This window comes from Sulfurimonas sp. SWIR-19 (assembly GCF_020410885.1).
GTDB lineage: Bacteria > Campylobacterota > Campylobacteria > Campylobacterales > Sulfurimonadaceae > Sulfurimonas > Sulfurimonas sediminis.
Genome location: NZ_CP084578.1, coordinates 799,388 through 821,568 on the forward strand (window position 1 = coordinate 799,388; position 22,181 = coordinate 821,568).

The following is a 22,181-nucleotide window of genomic DNA, read 5'->3' on the forward strand; positions in this document are numbered from 1 at the left end:
GAATATTGTGTGGGTTTCTGATAGTAATGGGTATTTCTGGAATCTTGAATTGTTAGTCGGCACTGAAGTACCGATTCCGAGGAGTGTGTTTTTTCGGAAGTCATCCTTTAGCATAGAAAGTACCGATTCCGAAGGGTGGCTAAAATGAAAGTCAACATTTTATAACTCTATAAGTAAAAAAAGATTATAATTCAAAAAATGAATTTTAAAAACTTATTTTAATGAAAAATATTTAGGAATACCATATTGCAAAATGATGAACTGACACTGAATGTACTTAGAAAAATAGAAAACTCAAAAAGTCAAAAAAGTTTGGCGCATGAACTGAGCCTCAGTGTCGGAAAAGTAAACTATGTTCTCAAAGCACTCATAGAAAAAGGCTTGGTAAAAGCTGAAAATTTCTTCGCAAACAAACATAAAAACCAGTACAAATACCTTTTGACAGAAGATGGTATAAAAGCCAAAATAGACCTCACAAAAAAATTCATTGCCAGAAAAAAAGCGGAATATGAAGAACTGCAAAAAGAGTTGGAAAATGATTACACAACTCATTAAAAAGGGTGAAAACCAATATATAGAATTTAAAACTTCATTTCAAAAAGAGGTCATATCTTCTGTTGTTGCTTTTGCCAATGCTAAAGGCGGTAAGATTTTAATAGGAGTGAGTGACAGTGGTGATATTTTAGGTGTAGATGTTAATAAAGAGAGTTTGAAAAACTGGCTAAACCAGATAAAATTAAGCACATCACCTTCTGTTATACCTGATATCGAGATAGAATCAGTAGACGATAAAAACATAGCAGTTATAGATGTAAAAGAATACCCCATAAAACCTATCAGCTATAAAAATAGATACTATTTACGAAAAGCAAACTCTAACCATCTTATGAGTATGGAAGAGATAGCAAATGAGTACCTTAAAACCAAGAACAGTTCGTGGGATTACTATGTAGATACTATGCAGAACTTTAGTGATATAAGTTTAGAAAAAGTAAATAAGTTTATTCAAAAAATAGAAAAAAACTTCAATAAAACTTTCGATGAAAATCCTATGCAAGTTTTACAAAAATATGGACTTGTTCGAGAAGACAACATCACTTTTGGTGCATATTTGCTTTTTGTGAAAGATTTTTGTTTGATTTCTGGTGTGCAGGCAGGAAGGTTTAAAACTCAGACAGATATTATAGACAGTATTTCGCTCAATACAGATATTTTAACAGAAGTAGATGAGTTGATAATTTTTCTGCGAAAGCATTTGATGGTAGAGTATATTATCACTGGGAATCCACAAAGGGAAGAGAGATATGACTACCCTTTAGATGCGATTCGTGAAGTAGTATTAAATATGATAGTGCATAGAGACTATCGCTGTAGCAGTGATAGTATCATCAAAATATTTGATGATAAAATAGAGTTCTATAACTCTGGTGCTCTTTATGATAATCTAACAGTAGAGCAGTTGCTTTCAAATAATTATGAATCTAAAACTAGAAATAAACTTCTAGCTCTAATGTTTAAAGAGTGTGGACTTATAGAAAAATACGGTTCAGGAATAAGTCGCATAAAAAGACTTTGCAAAGAGCATAATATTGTAGAACCAAAGTTTGAAGAGGTTTCAAACGGATTTAAAGTAACACTGTATAAACAAAAAATATCAAATGTCGGAACAAATGTCGGAACAAATGTCGGAACAAATGTCGGAACAAATGAATTAAAAGCATTTATAGAAGCCAATCAACCCCTTAGAGTTTCAGCTATAAAAGAACATTTTAATCAAGTAACAACAAGAACCATTGAGAGATGGATAAAACAACTAAAAGAGCAAGGTCACATAGAATTTAAAGGTAGTAAGAAAACAGGTGGGTATTATGCAAAAACAAAATAAAATATTTCTTATAGAAGAGCTTAAAAAGTGAGTGAAGATATTATGCAAGCAATAAGATTAATAAGCACAAGAGGCAGTAGAATATGACTTTATATGAATTGTATAAATACACGCCAAAACAGATAATAGAAGTGGAATACTTACTTGATCAAGCAAAGAGATTTGATATATTAGACGAAGTACAAGAAGCATTTTTTCAGTTTTCTCCAGATTTAGTTGAAGAAGAAATTGAAGGTTTTGGAGAGCATGAACCGTGGGCAATTTCACATAAAAGAGATATTGTCAATGAGATAATATTTTATTTGATAAAAAAAGTATCTGAGGACGAGTATATAGCAGAGTATTGGGAAAATGAACAAATTTTCAAAGAATTGTTTACACCCTTTATATTGCAAAATGATTTAAGAAAACTAGAAGATGAAAAGATTGTTGAACTTTTTAAAGCTTATCTTGATAATAATGGCAGTAAAGATTTTTCTATAGTTCGTCAAGAAGGAAAAAGGTCAAGCTATGAAAAATTTTAAACCCTTCGAATTCGACGAGTTTAGAAAAGAAGCAGCCATAGAGCTTACAAGTCTTCTCGGAACCCAGACTGAAGTCTCAATGCCATTAAGTAGCATTCTCTTGGAACGCGGACTTCAGTCCGGGCTGAGATTGGCAAGAGTACTGCGACAGCCGGCACTGAAGTACCGGTTCCGAGAAAGTATTAATTCTCTTAACTTAATGGCATTGAGACTGAAGTCTGGGTTCCGAAGAAACAGTGTCGCATTGGAACCGGTACTTCAGTGCCGGCTGATGAAGCATTGATATAAATGAAGGGGATAGAAAAACAATGAAAATAGCAATAGCAGGTACAGGGTATGTGGGCTTGTCAAATGGTTTACTTTTAGCACAAAATAATGAAGTGGTAGCACTCGACGTCATTCCTGAAAAAGTGGCAATGCTGCAGAAGAAAATAAGTCCTATAGAAGACAAAGAGATAGAAGAGTACCTAAAAAAAGACGACATAAATTTCAAAGCTACTTTAGATAAAAAAGAGGCATATACGGGTGCGGATTTTATCATCATAGCTACACCAACTGATTATGACCCTGATACTAACTACTTTAATACGAAAACCATAGAGTATGTTGTGCAAGATGTACTGGAGATAAATCCAGATGCGACAATGGTCATAAAATCTACCGTTCCGGTAGGCTATACAAAAAGCTTACGAGAGAGATTTGACACTGAAAACATCATCTTTTCTCCGGAGTTTTTGAGAGAAGGAAAAGCACTCCATGATAACCTCTACCCGAGTAGAATCATAGTAGGCGAAAAGAGTAAACGCGCAGAGACTTTTGCAAACTTATTGGCAGAAGGAGCCATAAAAGAAAATATAGATATTTTATTTACCGATTCTACAGAGGCAGAGGCTATAAAACTCTTTGCAAATACTTACTTAGCTATGAGAGTAGCATATTTCAATGAGCTAGATAGTTATGCACAAACACACAACTTAGATGCGAGACAGATTATAGAAGGTGTAGGCCTTGACCCACGTATAGGTACGCATTACAATAACCCGAGTTTTGGGTATGGTGGGTACTGTTTACCAAAAGACACAAAACAATTAAGAGCAAACTATGAAAATGTTCCATGTAACTTAATAAGTGCCATAGTAGAAGCAAACAGTACTAGAAAAGATTTCATAGCAGAGTCGATTTTGAAACTAAACCCTAAAGTCGTAGGCATTTACAGACTTACCATGAAATCAGGCTCAGATAACTTTAGAAGTTCAGCCATTCAGGGCATCATGAAACGTATAAAAGCCAAAGGTGTTGAGGTGGTAATTTATGAGCCGGTAATGAAAGAGGAGTCGTTTTTTAACTCAAGAGTCATAAAAGATTTGGATGAGTTTAAAAGCATAAGTGATATAATAGTAGCGAATAGATTGAGTGAAGATGTTTTAGATGTGAAAGATAAAGTTTATACTCGTGATATATTTAATAGTGATAGTTGAGGACAAAAAAGAATGAAAATACTAGTAACAGGAACAGCAGGCTTCATAGGGTACCACCTGGCAAAAAAATTACTTGAACGTGGTGATGAAGTAGTAGGCATTGACAATATAAATGACTACTATGATGTAAACTTAAAACATGCAAGACTAAAAGAGCTTGGTATAACAGGAACCGATGCTTTAGCTTCGGCTGACAACGCAGAGGCAAGCAATATGGAAGAAAAGATAATAAATTCAACAAAATATAAAAAGCATAAGTTTGTAAAACTTGATTTATCAAATACCCAAGCAGTTTATAAACTTTTTGAACTAGAAAAATTTGATGCGGTGATGAATCTTGCTGCACAGGCCGGAGTAAGACATTCGCTGGAAAATCCTCATGCTTACATACAGAGTAATGTAGTGGGCTTTATGAACATACTGGAAGCCTGTAGGCATAACGGTGTAAAAAACTTGGCTTATGCCTCCAGCTCTTCTGTATATGGACTCAATCAATCACAGCCTTTTAAAACAACAGATAAAACAGAACATCAGGTAAGTATTTACGCAGCAACCAAAAAGAGCAATGAGATGATGGCACATACCTATGCACACCTTTATGGTATACATGTAACAGGACTAAGATTTTTCACTGTTTACGGACCATGGGGCAGACCGGACATGGCTCCTATGCTCTTTACGGATGCTATCTTAAATGATAGAGCTATAAAAGTATTTAACAACGGGAAAATGAGTAGAGACTTCACCTACATAGACGATATAGTAGATGGTATCATAAAAGTGATAGATAACCCGGCACAGGCAAATGAGAAATGGGATGCAAAAGAGCCAGAAATAAGCAGCTCATCGGCTCCTTACAAAATCTACAACATAGGAAACAATGCACCACTCCCTCTTATGACATTCATAGAGACATTAGAAGACGCACTCGGTAAAAAAGCAGAGAAAAATTTCATGCCTATGCAAGATGGCGATGTGGTGAGTACTTATGCGGATGTGAGTGGACTTATAGAAGATTTTGGTTATAAGCCAGATACTGAGTTAAAAGATGGTATAAAAGAGTTTGTGAAGTGGTATAGAAGTTTTTACGGAGAAAAGAAATGAAAATAGCAATAGCAATAGCAGGAACAGGATATGTCGGCTTAAGTAACGGTTTACTTCTTGCACAAAATAACGAAGTCGTAGCACTGGACATCATTCCAGAAAAAGTAGAGTGATGGTATAATAGCTAATAGATTTGAGAATATACTTGATATCTTTAATAGTGATAGTTAAAAAGGCTAGATAATATGAACAGTGAAATAATCAATAAGCTTAGAACACTAAAACCAGTACTAAAAGAGAAGTATGGCATAGAAGAGTTTGCTGTGTTTGGTAGTGTAGCAAAAGGTACTGATACTGTAGATAGTGATGTAGATATAGCAGTTTTAAAAATGAAAATAAAAGATGCTTTTGACCTTTTTAAGGCGAAAGAATTTTTATCTATGAGTTTAAAAAAACCTGTAGATATGGGAACTTTTGATTCTATGAAAACATTTATAAAAAACAGAATAAAAAAAGATTTTATATATGTTTGATATAAATAAGGTTGATAGAGATATTGAACTGTTTATCTTTGATATTTATATTGCAATTTTAAAAATTGAAAAAGTTTCTAGTGAATTTGATAATGTTGAGAGTTTACTGTATGATTTTCGTTCATGGGATAGCGTGATACGAGAGTTTGAAATAATAGGCGAAGCTAGTAAATATTTACTCAAAGATAATTTACTGAATAATGATTATAGAAGAATTGTAGACTTTAGAAATAGCATTATCCATGGATATTTTGGAATAGATCAAAATACTGTATGGGAGATAATACATCAAAAATTAGATGATATTAAAAATGTTATTTTAGAACTGATAAGTAAAATAGATGTAGACTTAAAAGAAGAACTTATCGAATCCTTTATGGAAGATAACAAATACTTAAATTTTGTAGTAAAAAAATTAATGGAGCTAAAGTGAAAATATTAGTAACAGGAACAGCAGGCTTTATAGGCTACCACTTAGCAAAAAAACAACTTGAACGCGGTGATGAAGTTGTAGGTATAGATAATATAAATAACTACTATGATGTAAACCTTAAACATACAAGACTAAAAGAATTTGGTATAGAAGGAACCGATGCTTTAGCTTCGGCTGACAACGCAGAGGCAAGAAATATAGAAGAAAAGATAATAAATTCAACAAAATATAAAAAGCATAAGTTTGTAAAATGGTATAGAAGTTTTTACGGAGAAAAGAAATAATGCAATATGGGAGAATAAAAGAACAATTGAAAAACAGTCCAAAAACATGGTTGGTGACAGGTGTAGCAGGTTTTATAGGTTCTAACCTGGCAGAAGAACTCTTAAAGCTCAACCAAAAAGTAAAAGCATTAGATAATTTCGTAACAGGACATAGATACAACTTAGAACATATAAAAAATGCTGTAACACCTGAGCAATGGAATAATTTTATTTTTGAAGAAGGAGATATTACCGATTATGAGTTTTGTTTTAAAATGACAAAAGATGTAGATATCATACTCCATCAAGCAGCTCTTGGTTCTGTCCCCCGCTCTATAGATGACCCTATCACTTCAAATGCTTCCAATGCAACAGGCTTTCTCAATATGATAACTGCTGCAAAAGAAAATGGTGTCAAAAGATTTGTGTATGCCTCTTCATCTTCTGTTTACGGTGACTCAGAGGAGCTTCCAAAGGTTGAGAGTCGTACAGGGAATTTGCTCTCACCCTATGCTGTTACAAAAATGGTAGATGAGCTTTATGGTGGGGTATTTCGTAAGACATACGGCATAGAGAGCATAGGGCTTAGATACTTTAATGTTTTTGGTAAACGCCAAGACCCAAACGGTGCTTATGCTGCTGTGATGCCAAAGTGGATAGCACAAATGCTCAATGGCGAAGATGTTTACATAAACGGTGATGGTGAAACAAGTCGTGACTTTACCTACATAGACAATGTTGTACAGATGAATATACTTGCAGGAACTACCACAAACGAAAAAGCGTTTGGTGAAGCATTCAATGCAGCAGCAGGGGGGAGAGAGACACTAAACAATCTCTACACCGCAATCTCAGCTGGACTCAAACAAGAGATACCGGAACTGGAAGTCAAAGAGCCAATCTACAGAGACTTTAGAGCAGGCGACATAAGACACTCAAATGCCAACATAGACAAAGCAAAAGAGCTACTAGGCTATGAACCGACACATACACTTGAAACAGGTTTAAAAGAATCAATCACCTGGTACATAAATGACATCAAAGGAATCAAATAATGAAAAACAGCAAAATAGCAGTAATCGGTTTAGGATATGTGGGACTGCCTTTAGCTCATGCCTTTAGCTCTAAATACAAAGTAGTGGGTTTTGATATAGCACAGTGGCGTATAGATGAACTTATAAGTGGTCATGATAGAACACTTGAACTCAGTGAAACACAGGTAAAAGAAGCCATTGACAATGGTATGGAGTTTACAAACCAGCTAGAAGATATAGCTGACTGTAATGTCTACATCGTAACTGTTCCGACACCTATAGACAAACACAAAAAACCAGATCTTACTCCTCTTATAAAAGCAAGTGAATCTATAGGGAAAGTGCTTAAAAAAGATGATATAGTCATATATGAATCCACTGTTTACCCTGGAGCAACAGAGGAAGAGTGTGTACCAGTACTTGAAAAGTTTTCAGGCTTGAAATTTAATGAAGATTTCTTTTGCGGATACAGCCCAGAGAGAATCAACCCAGGAGATAAAGAACATACCGTTACGAAGATACTCAAAGTAACGGCAGGTTCAACTCCCGAGATAGGTAAAAAAGTAGATGCACTCTATGCAAGCATCATCACAGCAGGAACGCATTTGGCACCAACTATAAAAGTGGCAGAAGCGGCTAAAGTTATAGAAAACTCTCAACGCGATATAAACATAGCCTTTGTAAATGAACTGAGCATGATTTTTAACCGTCTCAATATAGACACTAACGCAGTCCTTGAAGCAGCAGGCACAAAATGGAATTTCCTGCCATTTCGTCCAGGTCTTGTAGGCGGTCACTGTATAGGTGTTGACCCTTACTACTTAACCCATAAAGCACAGGAAGTGGGTTATAACCCTGAAATAATCTTAGCAGGGCGAAGACTCAATGACAACATGGGAATATATGTAGCCTCTCAAGTGATAAAACTGATGATAAAAAAAGGCAAAAAAATAGAAGGTGCTAAAATACTCGTCATGGGAATAACCTTTAAAGAGAACTGTCCAGACATAAGAAACTCAAGAGTGATAGATGTCATAAGAGAACTTCAGGAGTATGGCTGTGACATAACTGTAACAGATTACTGGGCAGATGCAGAAGAAGTAAAGCACGAATATAATCTTGATTTGGTAAAAGAGGCAAATACAGATGAGTATGAAGCAATGGTTTTAGCTGTGGCCCATGAAAAGTATAGAAATATGAAGATAGGTAATGATAACCAGGTAGTTTATGATATAAAGTCTATATTAGAAAAAAGTGACGGGAGACTTTAGTTGATAAAAAAGTTAAATGTTCTTTTGACCAGAAGAGATAAGCAGTTTTTACTCTCTCTTTTACTATTTTCTATTTTTATATCACTAATAGAAACTATAGGAGTTTCTATTATTATGCCATTTATTTCTATTGCCAGTGATTTTAGTTTAATAGATAGCAATAAATACTATCGATTTTTTTATGAATTTTTTCATTTTACAAGTAAAGCTGATTTTGTTATTTGGTTTGGTATAGGATTAATTGTTTTTTATATATTTAGAAGTACTATAAACCTTTTTTATTTCTATCTTTTAGCAAGATTTTCAAAAGGTAGATATCATCTTTTGGCATATCGGCTTTTTGAAAATTATTTAGGTATGAGGTATAGAGATTTTATCGATAGAAATACAAGTGAACTAAACAAGTCTATCATAAATGAAGCCCAAAATTTAACTTCTTTGTTATCAGCTATGCTGTTTATGATGAGTGAAGTGTTTGTAGTGATCTTTATATATAGTGCTATGATTTATATCAACTGGAAAATAACAATTCTCTTAACTTTGATTTTATTTGTAAATGGATGGTTTTTGATAAAAATTATCACACCAAAGATTAAAAAAGCGGGAAGTGATAGAGAAGAGTTTCAAAAAGATTTTTATGAAATTATTAGCAGTACTCTTGGGAACTTTAAACTTATGAAACTAAAGTCAAACAATAAAGAAGTATTGGATAGATTTGCAAATGCTAGTTTTGGATTTGCAAAGACAAACATTGCAAATGAGACTTATTCACATTTTCCGCGACTATTTTTAGAAGCACTTGGATTTTCTATTGTTGTTTTTATAGTGATATATTTAGTATATAAGTACCAAAGTGATGTATCAAATGCTATGGCGCTGATATCTATGTTTATTTTAGGGTTATACAGACTTATGCCATCCGCAAACAGGATTCTTACAAGTTATAATCAGATTCAATTTTATAGTAAATCATTAGATATTGTCCATAATGATGTTATGTATGATAGTGAAGAGTTGAAAGATGGTGAAGTTGAATTTCAAAAAGAGATAGTCTTAAAAGATGTATATTTTGAATATAACAAAAATAAACCTATTTTAGAAGATATAAACTTGACTATACAAAAAGGAAGTAGTATTGCATTTGTAGGTGAGAGTGGTAGTGGTAAATCAACCTTGGTAGATATCATTATAGGACTTTATAAACCTATACAGGGAAAAATAACAGTTGATGGTGTAGAACTTGATGAATCAAATGTCAAACAGTGGAGAAAAAAGGTAGGTTATATTCCCCAAAGTGTATATCTTTTTGATGGAACAGTAGCAGAAAATGTAGCTTTTGGAGAAGAGGTTGATAGAAAAAGAGTCAAAGAAGTGTTAAAAAAAGCAAATATACTAGATTTTTTAGAACAAAATCAAGAAGGAATAGACACAAAAGTGGGTGAAAATGGTGTCAAACTCAGTGGTGGGCAAAAACAAAGAATAGCGATAGCAAGGGCTTTATATAGTAATCCAGAACTTTTAGTTTTAGATGAAGCAACTTCAGCACTTGATAACGAAACTGAAGCTAGAATAATGGATGAGATATATGATATAAGTAAGGATAAAACTTTGATTATTATAGCACACAGACTAAGTACCATAGAAAGGTGTGATAGAGTGCTTAAAGTGAAAGATGAAAAGTTTATCTATGAAAATTAAGAATAAGGATGTAGCTCTAATTATACTTAATTATAAAACCCCGAAAGATACTGTAGCTTTAGTAAAAAATATTGAGGAACAGTTATGGAGTAAAAAGATAAAGATATATATTGTTGATAATGGATCAGATGATGATAGTATCGAAATCTTTAATAATTTTGAATGTGGTAGTGATATTGAGTTGATAGAGTCAAAAATAAATTTAGGTTTTGCAGGGGGAAATAATCTCGGCATACAAAAGGCCTTATTGGATGGTTTCCAATTTATCATAGCTTCCAATAGCGATATTGTTATAGAAAAACAGTCTAATTTTATAAAAAAAATATATGAAATATATTCACAAGATCAAGATGTTGCTATTATTGCTCCATTAATTAAAAATCTTGATGGTGTTTATCAAAATCCTTTTAGGAAAGAGAGATTTTCTTTCAAAGAGATAATTAAAATGAAGTTTTTTTATCTAACAGGATTTTACAAAATGTACTATTTCTTGAGAGTCTATGTTTTCTTTGATTTAATAACATATATAGCTCACAAGAAAAATGCTCAAAGAATAAAACATAATTATGGTAATAATGCACCGCCTAGTGGATATATTTACGCACCTCATGGTAGTTTTTTAGTTTTTACACCTACCTTTTTTAAATATTTTAATGGGTTTGATAATAAAACTTTTTTATACTGTGAAGAGTTTATTTTAGCTGAAAAGTTAAGACAAAATGATTTAAAATGTTGGTATGAAAATACCTTAAATGTACTACACAAAGAATGTCAAAGTACAGAAAAAATTGTAAAAAATTATAAAGCAAAAGTTAAATTTACTTTGAAGTATACTTTTAGTAGTTGTAGATACTTTGCTAGTTTAATCGGGAGAAAATAATGTATGAAGAAAAAGCAGAAGGATATTTTAGAAATGTTAGAAAAGAATTATTAGACTTAATTCCTAATCAAAATAGAATGGGTACAATGCTTGAAGTTGGTGCAGGTGAGGGAAATACTTTATTTTATGCAAAAGAAAATGGATATGCAAATAAGATATATGGAGTAGAGCTGTGTGAATTAAAAAATTCTTTTCAAAAAAGTAAAGAGTTTGAAGAATTTATCATTGGAGATATAGAGCAAACAAAACTACCTTTTGAGAAAAACTTTTTTGATGTGATTTTATGTGGAGATGTCTTGGAACATTTAATTAATCCTAATAATTTGGTTGGTAAACTTAATTTATTATTAAAAGATAATGGTGTTTTGATAGTTAGTTTGCCAAATATTCGTCAAATACAAATATTAAAACAAATTTTTTTAGAAGGTGATTTTAGATATACTGAGGCAGGTATATTGGATAAAACACATTTAAGATTTTTTTGTAAAAAAAATATGCTTGAACTTTTTCAAAGCAATAATATGAATGTAAAAAAGATTATTAGTAATAGTAATCTTATAGGAAATACAACAAAAAAAATAAATAAATTGACTTTTAATTTATTTGATGAATTTTTAGCTGCACAATATTATCTTGTTGTAGGTAAACAATGTTAATTACAGTTTTTACACCAACATATAATCGTAAAAATAAACTTCATAGGGTTTATGATAGCTTAAAAAATCAAACTCTAAAAACAATAGATAATAAATGCATTTTTGAATGGATTATAGTTGATGATGGATCGACTGATAACACAAAAGAACTTATTGAAGAATGGAAAAAAGAGGTGCAATTTCCTATATACTATTTTTATCAAGATAATCAAGGAAAACCTTTAGCGTCAAGAAAAGGAATAGAAGAGGCTCGGGGAGAACTTTTTTTATTTGCTGATAGTGATGATGAGTTCTTGCCGGAAACTTTTGAAACATTTTACGCTATTTGGCAGAGGTTTAGTGATGAAGAGAAAAAAAAGTGTGGAGGAATTGGAGCTCTGTGTGAAGATCAGTTTGGCAAGCGTATAGGATGTGATTATCCAGTTACAGATCAGTTAATTCCATCTCTAAAGACGATTTTTGGATGGAGAGATATTGGTTTGGGTGAAACTTGGGCGGCATTAAAAACTAAAAATTTAAAAAAAGCATTTAAGATACCAGATGAAGCCAAACATCTAAAATTTATTCCTGAAAGCTTTTTTTGGACTCGCATTGTTTTAGAAATACAATCTTACTCATTTTTCATTAATAAAGTATTGAGAATATATTATAAAAATGAGTCTGATAATATAAGTGATAATATTAGATTTCAATATCCAGAAGGATTTTTGTTCGAGTCAAAATGGTTTATCACTAAGTATCCTTGGATTGTATTTCAAAGTCCTAAAAACTATATTAAGCACATGATCAAATATATTATTTATTCTGCAGTAATGAAAAAGTCAGTATGGCAGATGTACAAGAATTTACCAAATAGTTTATCTAAATTCTTTTTTTGTTTACTATATATACCATCGCTATGCTACAAGAAGAGATATTTAGGAGGAAAGGTATGAGTTTAGAGAAGTTTGCTAAGTTGATTGCATATAGAGAGAAGGTAGTTATAGAGATTGGACCAGGAGAAGAAAAGTGTTCTCCAGATGCTATTGGAATTGATCAGTATCAAAAGTCTTCTGTTGATTATATTGCAGATCTTAATCAAGGCTTGAAATTTATTACAGATAATAGTGTAGATGAAATACATGCTTATCATGTATTAGAACATATTGAAAATTTAGAGTTTTTTATAGGTGAGATTTATAGGGTTTTGAAGAAAGAAGGGCGATTAATCGGAAGTGTTCCTCATTTTTCTAATCCGTATTTTTATAGCGATTATACACATCACTCATTTTGGGGACTTTATACATTAAGTTACTTTTCTAAAAATAAGTTTTTTGTGCGTGAAGTGCCTCAGTACTATAATAAAGTAACATTTTATGTTGAAAAAATAGAGATTGTTTTTGCATCCCCATTTAGATATAGGAATCTAATAAAAAAGCTCCTTCAAAAAATTTTCAATTTGAATACTTATATGCAAGAGTTTTATGAAGAAAATTTTATTTATCTATTTCCTTGTTATGAAATATTTTTTGTACTGAGAAAAAATGATGAGTAGTCAAAAACCTCTTGTTACTGTAATGGTTCCCACTTATAATCAGGAGACATATATTCATCGAACTATTAGTAGTATTTTAGAACAAAGTTATGAAAATATTGAAATTATTGTTTCAGATGATTCTCCTCATACTCGAACAGGAGAAATAATTCATGAGTGCTTTTATGATAAAAATATTAAATATATCCATAATGAAAAAGCTAAAGGAAGAGTGGCTAACTATCATTTTATTCTTTATGAAATGGCAACAGGAGAATGGATTGTAAATTTAGATGGTGATGACTATTTTGAAGATAGAGATTTTATTAAAAAAGCTGTTAATATTGTTACAATATATCCAGAAGTAGTGATGGTAGTTGGTCAGCAGAAGATTTATAATGAAGCAACACAAAGTTTTTATTGTCCGCCAAAGATTATTAAAAATGATTATGAAATCGTCTCAGGAGATCAACTTTTTTTAAATTCTATTTTTAAAAATATTGAAATACCACATCTTGCTTCATTATATCATCGACAAAAAGCAATTAAAAAAGAATTTTATGAGATGGATATTATTAGTAGCGATCGTGCGTCACTCCTTAAATTAATGTTAAATGAAAAAGCTGCTCTGCTTAATAGTTATGCAGGAGTATGGGTTCATCATAAAAAGAATATATCACAAAATATGGACTGTAAAGATGTATTTACCAATATAACACTTTATGATCATATTTTTTTATATGCGAAAGAATTTAGAAAGATACCTTATTGGCTACTATATAGTTGGAAAGTTTTAGGGCAATATAAAAATATTTATGGATATATTATAGAATGTATAGAAAAGAGAAATAAAAAAATTTTTCCATTTTTTAAAAAATTAGTTTATATGTATCCACTCTTGGCTTTTTTATTATTAATAGATATACGGATTTATAGAAAGATTATTGAGAGAGAAAATGATTAAAATAGTTTTTTCAATTCGCTCACTTGATATTGGTGGGGCTGAGAGGCAGTTTATAGAATTAGTAAAAAATATAGATAAAAGCAGATTTAAAATATATGTTTGTGTTATGTATAGAGGTGTTTTAGATAAAGAGATAGAAAATCTAAAAGAGGTAGGATTTATAAAATTTGATAAAAAGCATAGATACGATTTAAGCTTTTATTTTAAATATAAAAAATTTTTAAAAGAAATACAACCAAAAGTGATATACTCTTTTTTAGGAGAGATGAATCTGTTTTCACTATGGTGTAAGCCCAAAAACACTAAACTTATTTGGGGTTTTAGAGCTTCAAATATGGATTTAAAAAAATATGGAAAAGTTCCTCAGATTTTATTTTGGTTACAAAAAAAACAATCTTTTAAAGTAGATAAAATTATTGCAAACTCAAATGCAAGTATCGAGTTTCATAAAAAAAAAGGTTTTAATATGAAAAAAGCTATTGTAATTCACAACGGTATAGATACGAATAGATTTAAAAGAAATGAAACAAAAAGAATAGAATTTAGAAAAAAATATAATTTATCTAAAAATGATATAGCGATTGGGATAGTTGCTAGGATTGATTATATGAAAGGATATACTATTTTTGCCAAGACCGCAAAAAGATTACTTAAAAAGTATGATAATTTAAAATTTTTCTCAATTGGGGATGGGGATAAAAATATAAAAAAAGAGTGTGAAGAGATACTAGGGAGTTTTAATAATACAAGATTCATCTGGCTAGGGAAACAGAGAAATGTAGAAGATTTTTATAGTGGATTTGATATATCTTCTTCTTCTTCTTCTTTTGGAGAGGGGTTTAGTAATTCAATTGCAGAAGCTATGAGCTCGGAAGTTCCTTGTGTTGTCAGTGATGTAGGGGATAGCAAGATAATAGTTGGAGAGTGTGGAGAAGTTGTTTTGGCTGATAATGTTGATAGTTTTTGTGATGGTTTAGAGAAAATGATACAGGAAGATATTATACAGCTTGGTAAATGTAGCAGAAAAAGAATACTTGAAAATTTTTCAATAGAAAAAATGGTAAAAAGAACTGAAAAAGAGATATTAAAATGTGCGGAATAGTTGGATTTAATAGTAAAAATAGTTTAGTTTTAAATAGTATGCTTCAAAGCATAAAACATCGTGGTCCGGATGATAGTGGTGTATATGAAGAAGATAGCTTTTCATTAGGACATGTAAGACTTTCTATTTTAGATTTAAGCTCAAATGCTCATCAACCAATGGAGTTTGATAATTTAGTGATGGTTTATAATGGAGAGGTTTATAATTTTAAAGAGATAAAAGAAGAGCTTGAAGAGTGTGGATATAGTTTTGTTTCAAACAGTGATAGCGAAGTCGTTTTAAAAGCTTATCACAAGTGGGGTATTAAAGCGATTGATCAGTTTAGAGGGATGTTTGCTGTTGCTATTTTTGATAAAGTAAAAAAAACAGTTACTCTTATCAGAGATAGAGTTGGAGTTAAGCCATTATATTATTTTTTTGATGGAAAAGATTTTGTGTTTGCAAGCGAATTAAAGCCTATAATGAAGTATAAAAATGATTTGACTATTAGCAAAGATGCATTATATGAATTTTTTCAATTTGGTTATATATCCTCAAATCTTTCTATTTTTGAAAATTGCTACAAGCTTCCAGCAGGACATTATGCTACATTCAACATTCAAGATTTAACATTGGATCTTCAACAGTATTGGTCTATAGTTCCTTTCTTTCAAAAACCAAAATTTAAAAAAAGTGAAGATGAGCTTGTAGATGAATTGGAAAAATTGCTTATTGAAAGTTTTAGATATAGAATGGTAGCAGATGTACCAGTTGGAGTTTTTTTAAGTGGTGGTATAGACAGTAGTTTAGTTGCAGCTATTTTACAAAAACATTTTGGAAATATTCATACTTTTACTATTGGTTTTAAAGAAGCAAAATACAACGAAGCAACCTATGCAAAAGAGGTTGCAAAACATTTAGGAACTATTCATACCGAAAATTTTTTAAGTTCAAACCAAGCAAAAGAGATTTTAAATCGTTTTGTAGATATATATGATGAACCGTTTGGCGATAGTAGTGGTATTCCTACTACACTTGTTTCTAGTATAGCAAAAGATGCTGGCGTAAAAGTAGTTTTAAGTGCTGATGGTGGAGATGAAATATTTTGTGGGTATGAGAGATATTGGTATAGTTACAATATAGGAAAAAAAATATTTATGATGCCAAAAATATTAAGAAAAAGCTTATTATATTTTATGGATATTATTGGAGTTGATAATGCTTCAAAGATAGTAAAGATAAAAAATTTTGAACATAAATATAACCAACTTGCAGAAATGTTAAAAGATGACAGCTGGAAGAATATATATGAAAAATTGATACACAACTCAAAAAATTATGAAATAAAAGAATTATTAGGAATTGTCAAAGATATTAAGGAAGATGGATTTGATATTGGCGCAAAAGAGCATCCGATGCAAGGTATGATGTTGTGGGATTATCGTCGATATATGACAGATGATATTTTAACAAAAGTGGATAGAGCTACTATGAGTGTAAGCATAGAAGGTAGAGAACCATTACTTGATCATAAAATTGCAGAGTTTATGGCACAAGTTCCATTTGAATTAAAATACAAAGATGGTACGAGTAAGTATTTACTTAGAAAAGTTTTGGAACGATATATCCCTGAAAAACTAATAGATAGACCAAAAATGGGATTTGGAATCCCTATGTTTGAATGGTTTGGTGGAGATTTAAAAGAACTGTTTGAGAAGAATTTTACAGATGAGATGTTTGATAAACATCACCTTTTTAACAAGCAATATATACAAAAAGAGTATCAAAAGCTAAACATTAATAAGGCATTAAATATAAATAAGCTCTGGTTTATTTTAGTTTTTCAACTATGGTATAAAAAATATATGGATAATTGATGAAAAATATATCAATATTAATTTATTCCTTGGCTTCAGGTGGAGCTGAAAGGCAAGTAAGTATTTTATTAGCCGAACTTATTGAAAAATACAATATAACTTTATTTTTGATGAATGACTTCATTTTTTATGATATTCCAAAGGATGTTAAAGTTGTTTTACTGGAAAATTCAAGCCCAACAGAATCTGCTGTAATGAAACTGCTAAAACTTCCATTTTTAGGATGGAAATATAAGAAGTATTTGCAGGATAATAATATTGATATTTCACTTTCTTTTATGAACAGGCCTAATTATATAAATGCTATTAGTAAAATTTTTGGAAGTGGGATTAAAGTGATTTTATCAGAGAGGGCTATGCCATCATTACAGCATAAAAATGGTTTACAAGGTAAAATAAATAAATTTCTTATTAAATATTTATACAATAGTGCAGATTTTGTTGTTACGAATTCTAAAGGTAATCAATATGATTTAAAATTAAATTTTAGGATTCAAAATTCAAAGGTTATCTATAATGCAGTTTCATTAACCGAATGTAGTATGTGCGCAAATAATAAATTTATTTTTATTACAGTAGGTCGCTTGGATAGAGGTAAAAATCATAAATTACTAATAGAATCTTGGAAGCAATTAAATATAAATGCTGAGCTTTGGCTTATCGGTGAGGGGCCATTAAGAAAAGATTTAGAAAAAATTGCAAATAAAAATATTAAATTTTTAGGAAAACAAAAGGATGTAAATAAGTTTTTAGCTCAGGCACATTGTTTTGTATTTAGTTCAAACTATGAGGGTTTTCCTAATGTATTATTAGAAGCCCTTGCATGTGGATTGCCTATAGTTTCAACAGATTGTAAAAGTGGACCAAGGGAAATTTTAGCACCAAAAAGTGATTTTTCACAACAAACAGAATCTATAGAAATTGCTGAATATGGAATTTTAACAAAGCTGGAAAGTGTACAATATTTGAAACAGGCAATGCAAATTATTTATAAAGATGAAAAATTAAGAAAATTTTTTGGAGAAAAAGCAAAAACAAGAGCAAAAGATTTTGATATTAAACATATAGTCAATCAATGGAAAATGGTAATAAATAGCTAAATGTGCGCAATAGTAGGATTTATAGATAAAAATAAAAACATAGATGTCTTAAAAAGTATGCTAAAAATTCAATCCTACAGAGGACCTGATGACAGCGGAGTCTATTTTGATGAAAAAAGTGGTGTGCATTTTGGGCATAACCGTTTAGCTGTCCAAGATTTGAGTTCTCATGGACATCAACCTTTTGTGAGCAGTTGTCAAAAGTATATAATAGTTTTTAATGGAGAAGTTTATAACTTTAAAACTATTCGCAAAGAATTGGAAAAACTTGGATATATCTTCAAATCGGATAGTGATACAGAAGTGATTCTTTATAGTTATAAAGAGTGGGGTGTACAGTGTATAGAGAAGTTTATAGGTATGTTTGCTTTTTCCATATTGGATAAAGTTGAAAATAAACTTTTGCTTGTCAGAGATAGAGCAGGTGTGAAGCCTCTTTATTACTATGTAGATGATAATCAGTTTATGTTTGCATCTGAAATAAAATCTTTTCATAAACATCCGGATTTTCAAAAAGAGCAAAATCTTGAAGTTTTGCCCTATTTTTTTCAGTTTGGGTATATACCTGCTCCTTTTACTATATTTAAAAATTGTTATAAACTTGAAACGGGGCATTATTTAGAATTTGACATTCAAAATACTACATGTAACATTACAAAATATTGGGATGTCAATGATTTTTATCAGCAAGAAAAATCTACAAAAACTGAAGATGAAATCCTAGAAGAGTTAGAGAACATACTGGATGATGCGATAGACTTACGAATGGTGGCCGATGTCCCTGTTGGTGTATTTTTAAGTGGTGGTTATGACAGTTCCCTGGTTGCTTCCATCCTGGCTAAAAAGCAGGGAAAAAAAATCAGCACTTTTACCATAGGCTTTGATGATCCAAAATATAATGAAGCCACGCATGCTAAAACCATAGCAGAGTATTTGGGGACGAATCATACAGAGTATTATATGCAAAATAAAGATATGTTGGATTTGGTAGAATTGTTGCCTTTTTACTATGATGAACCTTTTGGCGATAGTTCGGCACTCCCTACTATGATAGTCTCTAAACTTGCAAAGCAAAGTGTTACGGTAGCCTTAAGTGCAGATGGTGGGGATGAGGCTTTTTGTGGTTATAGTAAATATTTCTTTTTAAGCAAATTGCAAAATATATTTTCAAATAATTTTAAAAGAGAGATCTTAAAAACTGGAATCAATAGCTTGCATCCAAAGATTGCAGAAGCGATTAATGAAAAATTGCCAAAAAAGATAAAACAAACAAACATAAAAGATAAATATGTAAAATTTCAAAGAGCTATAAACAGTAACAGCCTGGAAGAGATGTTTGAAAATGCCAGCAGTTATGTGGATAAAAATGAAATAGTAAAGTTTTTAAAAATACAAAAAAATAAGGCACTTTTTAAGAAATGGAATAAGGTAGATAATATCGAATTTTTAAATCAGATGATGGCTATTGATTATAAACTTTTTATGAGTGATGATGTGTTAACAAAAGTTGATAGAGCCACTATGAGTGTAAGTTTGGAAGGGAGAGAACCTTTACTTGATCATAGAATTATTGAATTTATGGCAAAAGTACCTTTAGAGTTAAAGTACAAAAATAAGCAAGGGAAATATCTTTTAAGGCAAGTGCTTTATAAATATCTGCCACAAGAGTTAGTAGATAAGCCAAAAGCTGGATTTCAAATACCATTAAATGAGTGGTTAAGAAATGAATTGAAACCATTAGTCTTAAAATATTTAGATAAAGAAAATTTAGATGAAAATATTTTTAATGTGAATGAGATAAGGTATTTAAAAGATGACTTTTTTAATGGTAATGACAGTGGAACTATTATATGGTTTATATTGATGTATCAAATGTGGAAGGAAAAATGGCTTGACTAAAAAAATATTATTTGTAGTCAATGTCGATTGGTTTTTTTTATCACATAGATTGCCTTTAGCACTTGAGGCATTAAAAAAGGGGTATGAAGTCTATATCGCATGTGGGATAACGGACAAAAAAGAAGTGCTTGAAAGTTTTGGTTTAAAAGTTTTGCCTCTGAATATTTCCAGAGGTGCTACAGGTGTAAAAGGTGAAGTGCAGGCTTTTAGTGAGATATATAAAACATTGAAAAAAACCAATCCTGATGTTGTGCATTTTGTAACTATAAAACCTGTGCTTTACGGAGGTATTGCTTCAAGGTTTTTAGACATTGGAAAAAAAGTATTTTCTATTTCCGGTCTTGGGTTTGTTTTTATAAAACAGGGGTTCAAAGCTGCTATTGTAAAAAATATAGTTAAAGGGATGTATCAGTTTGCATTAGGCGGTAAAAACTCTTATGTGATAGTACAAAATCCGGATGATAAGAGTGTGATAAGGTCGATTAGTAATTTGCCTGTTGTTACAATACGAGGCTCCGGAGTGGACTTAAGTCAGTATAACTATATAAAAGAAAATACGGAAAATATAAAGGTGTCTATGGCCTGCCGACTTTTGAAAGATAAAGGTGTGTTTGAATATGTTGAAGCTGCTAAAGTTCTTAAAACGAGAGGAATTGATGTTGAGTTTGAGCTTTATGGCGATATTGATTTAGATAATCCAGCTAGCTTAACGGATGAAGATGTAAGAAAAATACAAGCAGATGGATTTGTCACAGTGCATAGTTTCAGTAATGATATAGCCAGCGTATTTTCAAATGCAAATATTGTCGTGCTTCCATCTTATAGGGAAGGTTTGCCAAAAGTTCTTATAGAAGCGGCAGCCTGTGGTAGAGCAGTCGTGACCACGGATGTCCCCGGATGTAGAGATGCTATAGAACCAGACATTACAGGAATTTTATGTAAAGTAAGAGACGCTGTTTCTTTGGCTGATGCTATTGAAAAGCTTATTTTAGATAATGAACTTAGAAATGCTATGGGAAAAGCAGGAAGACAACTTGCAGAACGAGAGTTTGATATAAAAAAAGTAGTGCAAAAACATTTTGAGATTTATGAAGGTAGCAAATGAAAAAACTTTTATTAACAGGTGCGAGTGGATTTGTTGGTCATTATTTTATAAATAAATATGCAAAAAAGTATGATATTCAGACTTTTTCTTTTTTACAGGATAGTTTTGATGGTTTACATGTAAAGGATGTTGATGTTGTTGTGCATTTGTCCGCTTTGGTGCATCAAATGGGAGGAGCGAGTAAAGAGGAGTATGAAAAGATAAATGTGACACAGACTCTGGATCTGGCAAAAAAAGCAAAAGCATCCGGTGTGAAGCAGTTTGTGTTTATGAGTAGTGTGAAAGTATATGGGGAAGAGAGTGATGTTTGTTATACAGAACATAGTACATGTAACCCTCAGGACGAATATGGCAAGAGTAAATTAAAAGCTGAGCAGGAGCTTCAAAAACTCGAAGATGACAGTTTTCTAGTTTCCATTATAAGAACGCCTATCGTGTACGGGTATGGTGTAAAAGCCAACCTCAAAAACCTTGTCAATTTAGTTCACAAAGTGCCTGTGTTGCCTTTTGGCGGGATAAAGAACAGGCGAAGTATGATTTACATTGGTAATTTGTGCTTTTTTATTGATGCTGTCATCGAGCGACAAAAAAGCGGTATATTTTTAGTAAGTGATGATGAACCGCTTAGTACTACTGGACTTATAGAGTTAATAGCTGCAAATCTTGGTAAAAAAGTGTATCTTGTGAAAGTACCGTTTTTTGAGACTTTATTAAAGTTTGTGAAACCTTCTTTTCACAAGCGTCTTTACGGGAGTTTAGAGGTCGATAATAAGGATACGCTGAGAAGAATTTTTGGCGAAGCTAAAGCATCGCTTCCGTATTCTGTGGAAGAGGGGATAGGGTTGATGATACATGGAGAGAAAGAAGAAGTTTGATTTATGACATAACACTGTATAAGTAGTGTTATGCGAGAGGCTATATCACTCTACTTTTTAAAGTTTAA

Annotated in this window: 21 protein-coding genes and 1 pseudogene; all 22 read left to right on the top strand. The window is 31.6% G+C overall.

All coding sequences use genetic code 11. The annotated features are described in order from the left end of the window. Positions 1-246 precede the first annotated feature (246 nt). The gene (locus LCX93_RS04175; protein WP_226068808.1) at positions 247-555 is read left to right on the top strand and encodes a MarR family EPS-associated transcriptional regulator; all 309 of its coding nucleotides are present in this window, start codon (positions 247-249) and stop codon (positions 553-555) included. Continuing rightward, positions 536-1,885 carry an RNA-binding domain-containing protein gene (locus LCX93_RS04180; RefSeq protein WP_226068809.1) on the top strand — a complete coding sequence of 450 codons (1,350 nt, stop codon included), beginning with the start codon at positions 536-538 and terminating at the stop codon, positions 1,883-1,885. The genes LCX93_RS04175 and LCX93_RS04180 overlap by 20 nt, the downstream gene beginning before the upstream one ends. Positions 1,886-1,968: 83 nt before the next feature. Beyond that, on the top strand, positions 1,969-2,409 hold the full coding sequence (locus LCX93_RS04185; RefSeq protein ID WP_226068811.1) for a hypothetical protein: 441 nt from the start codon (positions 1,969-1,971) through the stop codon (positions 2,407-2,409). Positions 2,410-2,717: 308 nt separating this feature from the next. Continuing rightward, positions 2,718-3,887, top strand: a complete 1,170-nt coding sequence (locus LCX93_RS04190; RefSeq protein ID WP_226068813.1) for a nucleotide sugar dehydrogenase — start codon at positions 2,718-2,720, stop codon at positions 3,885-3,887. 12 nt (positions 3,888-3,899) lie between these two features. Beyond that, positions 3,900-4,991 (top strand): NAD-dependent epimerase, encoded by a 1,092-nt coding sequence (locus tag LCX93_RS04195; protein ID WP_226068815.1) that lies wholly within the window; start codon positions 3,900-3,902, stop codon positions 4,989-4,991. A 185-nt stretch (positions 4,992-5,176) separates the two neighbouring features. Then, positions 5,177-5,464, top strand: a complete 288-nt coding sequence (locus LCX93_RS04205; RefSeq protein ID WP_226068818.1) for a nucleotidyltransferase family protein — start codon at positions 5,177-5,179, stop codon at positions 5,462-5,464. Then, positions 5,457-5,897 carry a HepT-like ribonuclease domain-containing protein gene (locus tag LCX93_RS04210; protein WP_226068820.1) on the top strand — a complete coding sequence of 147 codons (441 nt, stop codon included), beginning with the start codon at positions 5,457-5,459 and terminating at the stop codon, positions 5,895-5,897. The genes LCX93_RS04205 and LCX93_RS04210 overlap by 8 nt, the downstream gene beginning before the upstream one ends. After that, positions 5,894-6,148: pseudogene (locus LCX93_RS04215) on the top strand (GDP-mannose 4,6-dehydratase); the annotation flags it as partial. The gene LCX93_RS04210 and the pseudogene LCX93_RS04215, both read left to right, overlap by 4 nt. A gap of 32 nt (positions 6,149-6,180) precedes the next feature. Continuing rightward, complete coding sequence (locus LCX93_RS04220) at positions 6,181-7,215, top strand: SDR family oxidoreductase (RefSeq protein ID WP_226068822.1); 1,035 nt, start codon at positions 6,181-6,183, stop codon at positions 7,213-7,215. Beyond that, positions 7,215-8,465 (top strand): Vi polysaccharide biosynthesis UDP-N-acetylglucosamine C-6 dehydrogenase TviB, encoded by a 1,251-nt coding sequence (gene tviB, locus LCX93_RS04225; RefSeq protein ID WP_226068824.1) that lies wholly within the window; start codon positions 7,215-7,217, stop codon positions 8,463-8,465. The genes LCX93_RS04220 and tviB overlap by 1 nt, the downstream gene beginning before the upstream one ends. Next, complete coding sequence (locus LCX93_RS04230; protein WP_226068826.1) at positions 8,466-10,163, top strand: ABC transporter ATP-binding protein/permease; 1,698 nt, start codon at positions 8,466-8,468, stop codon at positions 10,161-10,163. Continuing rightward, the gene (locus LCX93_RS04235; RefSeq protein ID WP_226068827.1) at positions 10,153-11,043 is read left to right on the top strand and encodes a glycosyltransferase; all 891 of its coding nucleotides are present in this window, start codon (positions 10,153-10,155) and stop codon (positions 11,041-11,043) included. The genes LCX93_RS04230 and LCX93_RS04235 overlap by 11 nt, the downstream gene beginning before the upstream one ends. After that, positions 11,043-11,699 carry a class I SAM-dependent methyltransferase gene (locus LCX93_RS04240; protein ID WP_226068829.1) on the top strand — a complete coding sequence of 219 codons (657 nt, stop codon included), beginning with the start codon at positions 11,043-11,045 and terminating at the stop codon, positions 11,697-11,699. The genes LCX93_RS04235 and LCX93_RS04240 overlap by 1 nt, the downstream gene beginning before the upstream one ends. Continuing rightward, positions 11,693-12,634, top strand: coding sequence for a glycosyltransferase family 2 protein (locus LCX93_RS04245; RefSeq protein WP_226068831.1), 942 nt, complete (start codon positions 11,693-11,695; stop codon positions 12,632-12,634). The genes LCX93_RS04240 and LCX93_RS04245 overlap by 7 nt, the downstream gene beginning before the upstream one ends. Next, a complete protein-coding gene (locus LCX93_RS04250; RefSeq protein ID WP_226068832.1) occupies positions 12,631-13,233 on the top strand; it encodes a class I SAM-dependent methyltransferase in 603 nt (200 codons plus the stop codon). Before LCX93_RS04245 ends, LCX93_RS04250 begins: the two co-directional genes overlap by 4 nt. After that, the gene (locus LCX93_RS04255) at positions 13,223-14,176 is read left to right on the top strand and encodes a glycosyltransferase family 2 protein (protein ID WP_226068833.1); all 954 of its coding nucleotides are present in this window, start codon (positions 13,223-13,225) and stop codon (positions 14,174-14,176) included. Before LCX93_RS04250 ends, LCX93_RS04255 begins: the two co-directional genes overlap by 11 nt. Continuing rightward, entirely contained in the window at positions 14,169-15,278 is a 1,110-nt protein-coding gene (locus tag LCX93_RS04260) for a glycosyltransferase (protein WP_226068834.1), read from the top strand. Before LCX93_RS04255 ends, LCX93_RS04260 begins: the two co-directional genes overlap by 8 nt. Next, positions 15,266-17,134, top strand: a complete 1,869-nt coding sequence (gene asnB, locus LCX93_RS04265; RefSeq protein WP_226068835.1) for an asparagine synthase (glutamine-hydrolyzing) — start codon at positions 15,266-15,268, stop codon at positions 17,132-17,134. The genes LCX93_RS04260 and asnB (LCX93_RS04265) overlap by 13 nt, the downstream gene beginning before the upstream one ends. Beyond that, positions 17,134-18,234 (top strand): glycosyltransferase, encoded by a 1,101-nt coding sequence (locus LCX93_RS04270; protein WP_226068836.1) that lies wholly within the window; start codon positions 17,134-17,136, stop codon positions 18,232-18,234. The genes asnB (LCX93_RS04265) and LCX93_RS04270 overlap by 1 nt, the downstream gene beginning before the upstream one ends. Then, positions 18,235-20,133, top strand: coding sequence for an asparagine synthase (glutamine-hydrolyzing) (gene asnB, locus LCX93_RS04275; protein WP_226068837.1), 1,899 nt, complete (start codon positions 18,235-18,237; stop codon positions 20,131-20,133). It abuts the gene before it with no gap. Then, positions 20,126-21,238 (top strand): glycosyltransferase family 4 protein, encoded by a 1,113-nt coding sequence (locus LCX93_RS04280; protein WP_226068839.1) that lies wholly within the window; start codon positions 20,126-20,128, stop codon positions 21,236-21,238. The genes asnB (LCX93_RS04275) and LCX93_RS04280 overlap by 8 nt, the downstream gene beginning before the upstream one ends. Further along, entirely contained in the window at positions 21,235-22,113 is an 879-nt protein-coding gene (locus tag LCX93_RS04285) for an NAD-dependent epimerase/dehydratase family protein (RefSeq protein WP_226068841.1), read from the top strand. Before LCX93_RS04280 ends, LCX93_RS04285 begins: the two co-directional genes overlap by 4 nt. The last annotated feature ends 68 nt before the right edge of the window (positions 22,114-22,181 follow it).

Excerpts from the sequence above, each read along its gene's own strand:
- LCX93_RS04180 (WP_226068809.1), top strand. The coding sequence starts at position 536 with ATGATTACACAACTCATTAAAAAGGGTGAAAACCAATATATAGAATTT.
- LCX93_RS04185 (WP_226068811.1), top strand. The coding sequence starts at position 1,969 with ATGACTTTATATGAATTGTATAAATACACGCCAAAACAGATAATAGAA.
- LCX93_RS04190 (WP_226068813.1), top strand. The coding sequence starts at position 2,718 with ATGAAAATAGCAATAGCAGGTACAGGGTATGTGGGCTTGTCAAATGGT.
- LCX93_RS04195 (WP_226068815.1), top strand. The coding sequence starts at position 3,900 with ATGAAAATACTAGTAACAGGAACAGCAGGCTTCATAGGGTACCACCTG.
- LCX93_RS04205 (WP_226068818.1), top strand. The coding sequence starts at position 5,177 with ATGAACAGTGAAATAATCAATAAGCTTAGAACACTAAAACCAGTACTA.
- LCX93_RS04210 (WP_226068820.1), top strand. The coding sequence starts at position 5,457 with ATGTTTGATATAAATAAGGTTGATAGAGATATTGAACTGTTTATCTTT.
- LCX93_RS04220 (WP_226068822.1), top strand. The coding sequence starts at position 6,181 with ATGCAATATGGGAGAATAAAAGAACAATTGAAAAACAGTCCAAAAACA.
- tviB (WP_226068824.1), top strand. The coding sequence starts at position 7,215 with ATGAAAAACAGCAAAATAGCAGTAATCGGTTTAGGATATGTGGGACTG.
- LCX93_RS04235 (WP_226068827.1), top strand. The coding sequence starts at position 10,153 with ATGAAAATTAAGAATAAGGATGTAGCTCTAATTATACTTAATTATAAA.
- LCX93_RS04240 (WP_226068829.1), top strand. The coding sequence starts at position 11,043 with ATGTATGAAGAAAAAGCAGAAGGATATTTTAGAAATGTTAGAAAAGAA.
- LCX93_RS04245 (WP_226068831.1), top strand. The coding sequence starts at position 11,693 with ATGTTAATTACAGTTTTTACACCAACATATAATCGTAAAAATAAACTT.
- LCX93_RS04250 (WP_226068832.1), top strand. The coding sequence starts at position 12,631 with ATGAGTTTAGAGAAGTTTGCTAAGTTGATTGCATATAGAGAGAAGGTA.
- LCX93_RS04255 (WP_226068833.1), top strand. The coding sequence starts at position 13,223 with ATGATGAGTAGTCAAAAACCTCTTGTTACTGTAATGGTTCCCACTTAT.
- LCX93_RS04260 (WP_226068834.1), top strand. The coding sequence starts at position 14,169 with ATGATTAAAATAGTTTTTTCAATTCGCTCACTTGATATTGGTGGGGCT.
- asnB (WP_226068835.1), top strand. The coding sequence starts at position 15,266 with ATGTGCGGAATAGTTGGATTTAATAGTAAAAATAGTTTAGTTTTAAAT.
- LCX93_RS04270 (WP_226068836.1), top strand. The coding sequence starts at position 17,134 with ATGAAAAATATATCAATATTAATTTATTCCTTGGCTTCAGGTGGAGCT.
- asnB (WP_226068837.1), top strand. The coding sequence starts at position 18,235 with ATGTGCGCAATAGTAGGATTTATAGATAAAAATAAAAACATAGATGTC.
- LCX93_RS04285 (WP_226068841.1), top strand. The coding sequence starts at position 21,235 with ATGAAAAAACTTTTATTAACAGGTGCGAGTGGATTTGTTGGTCATTAT.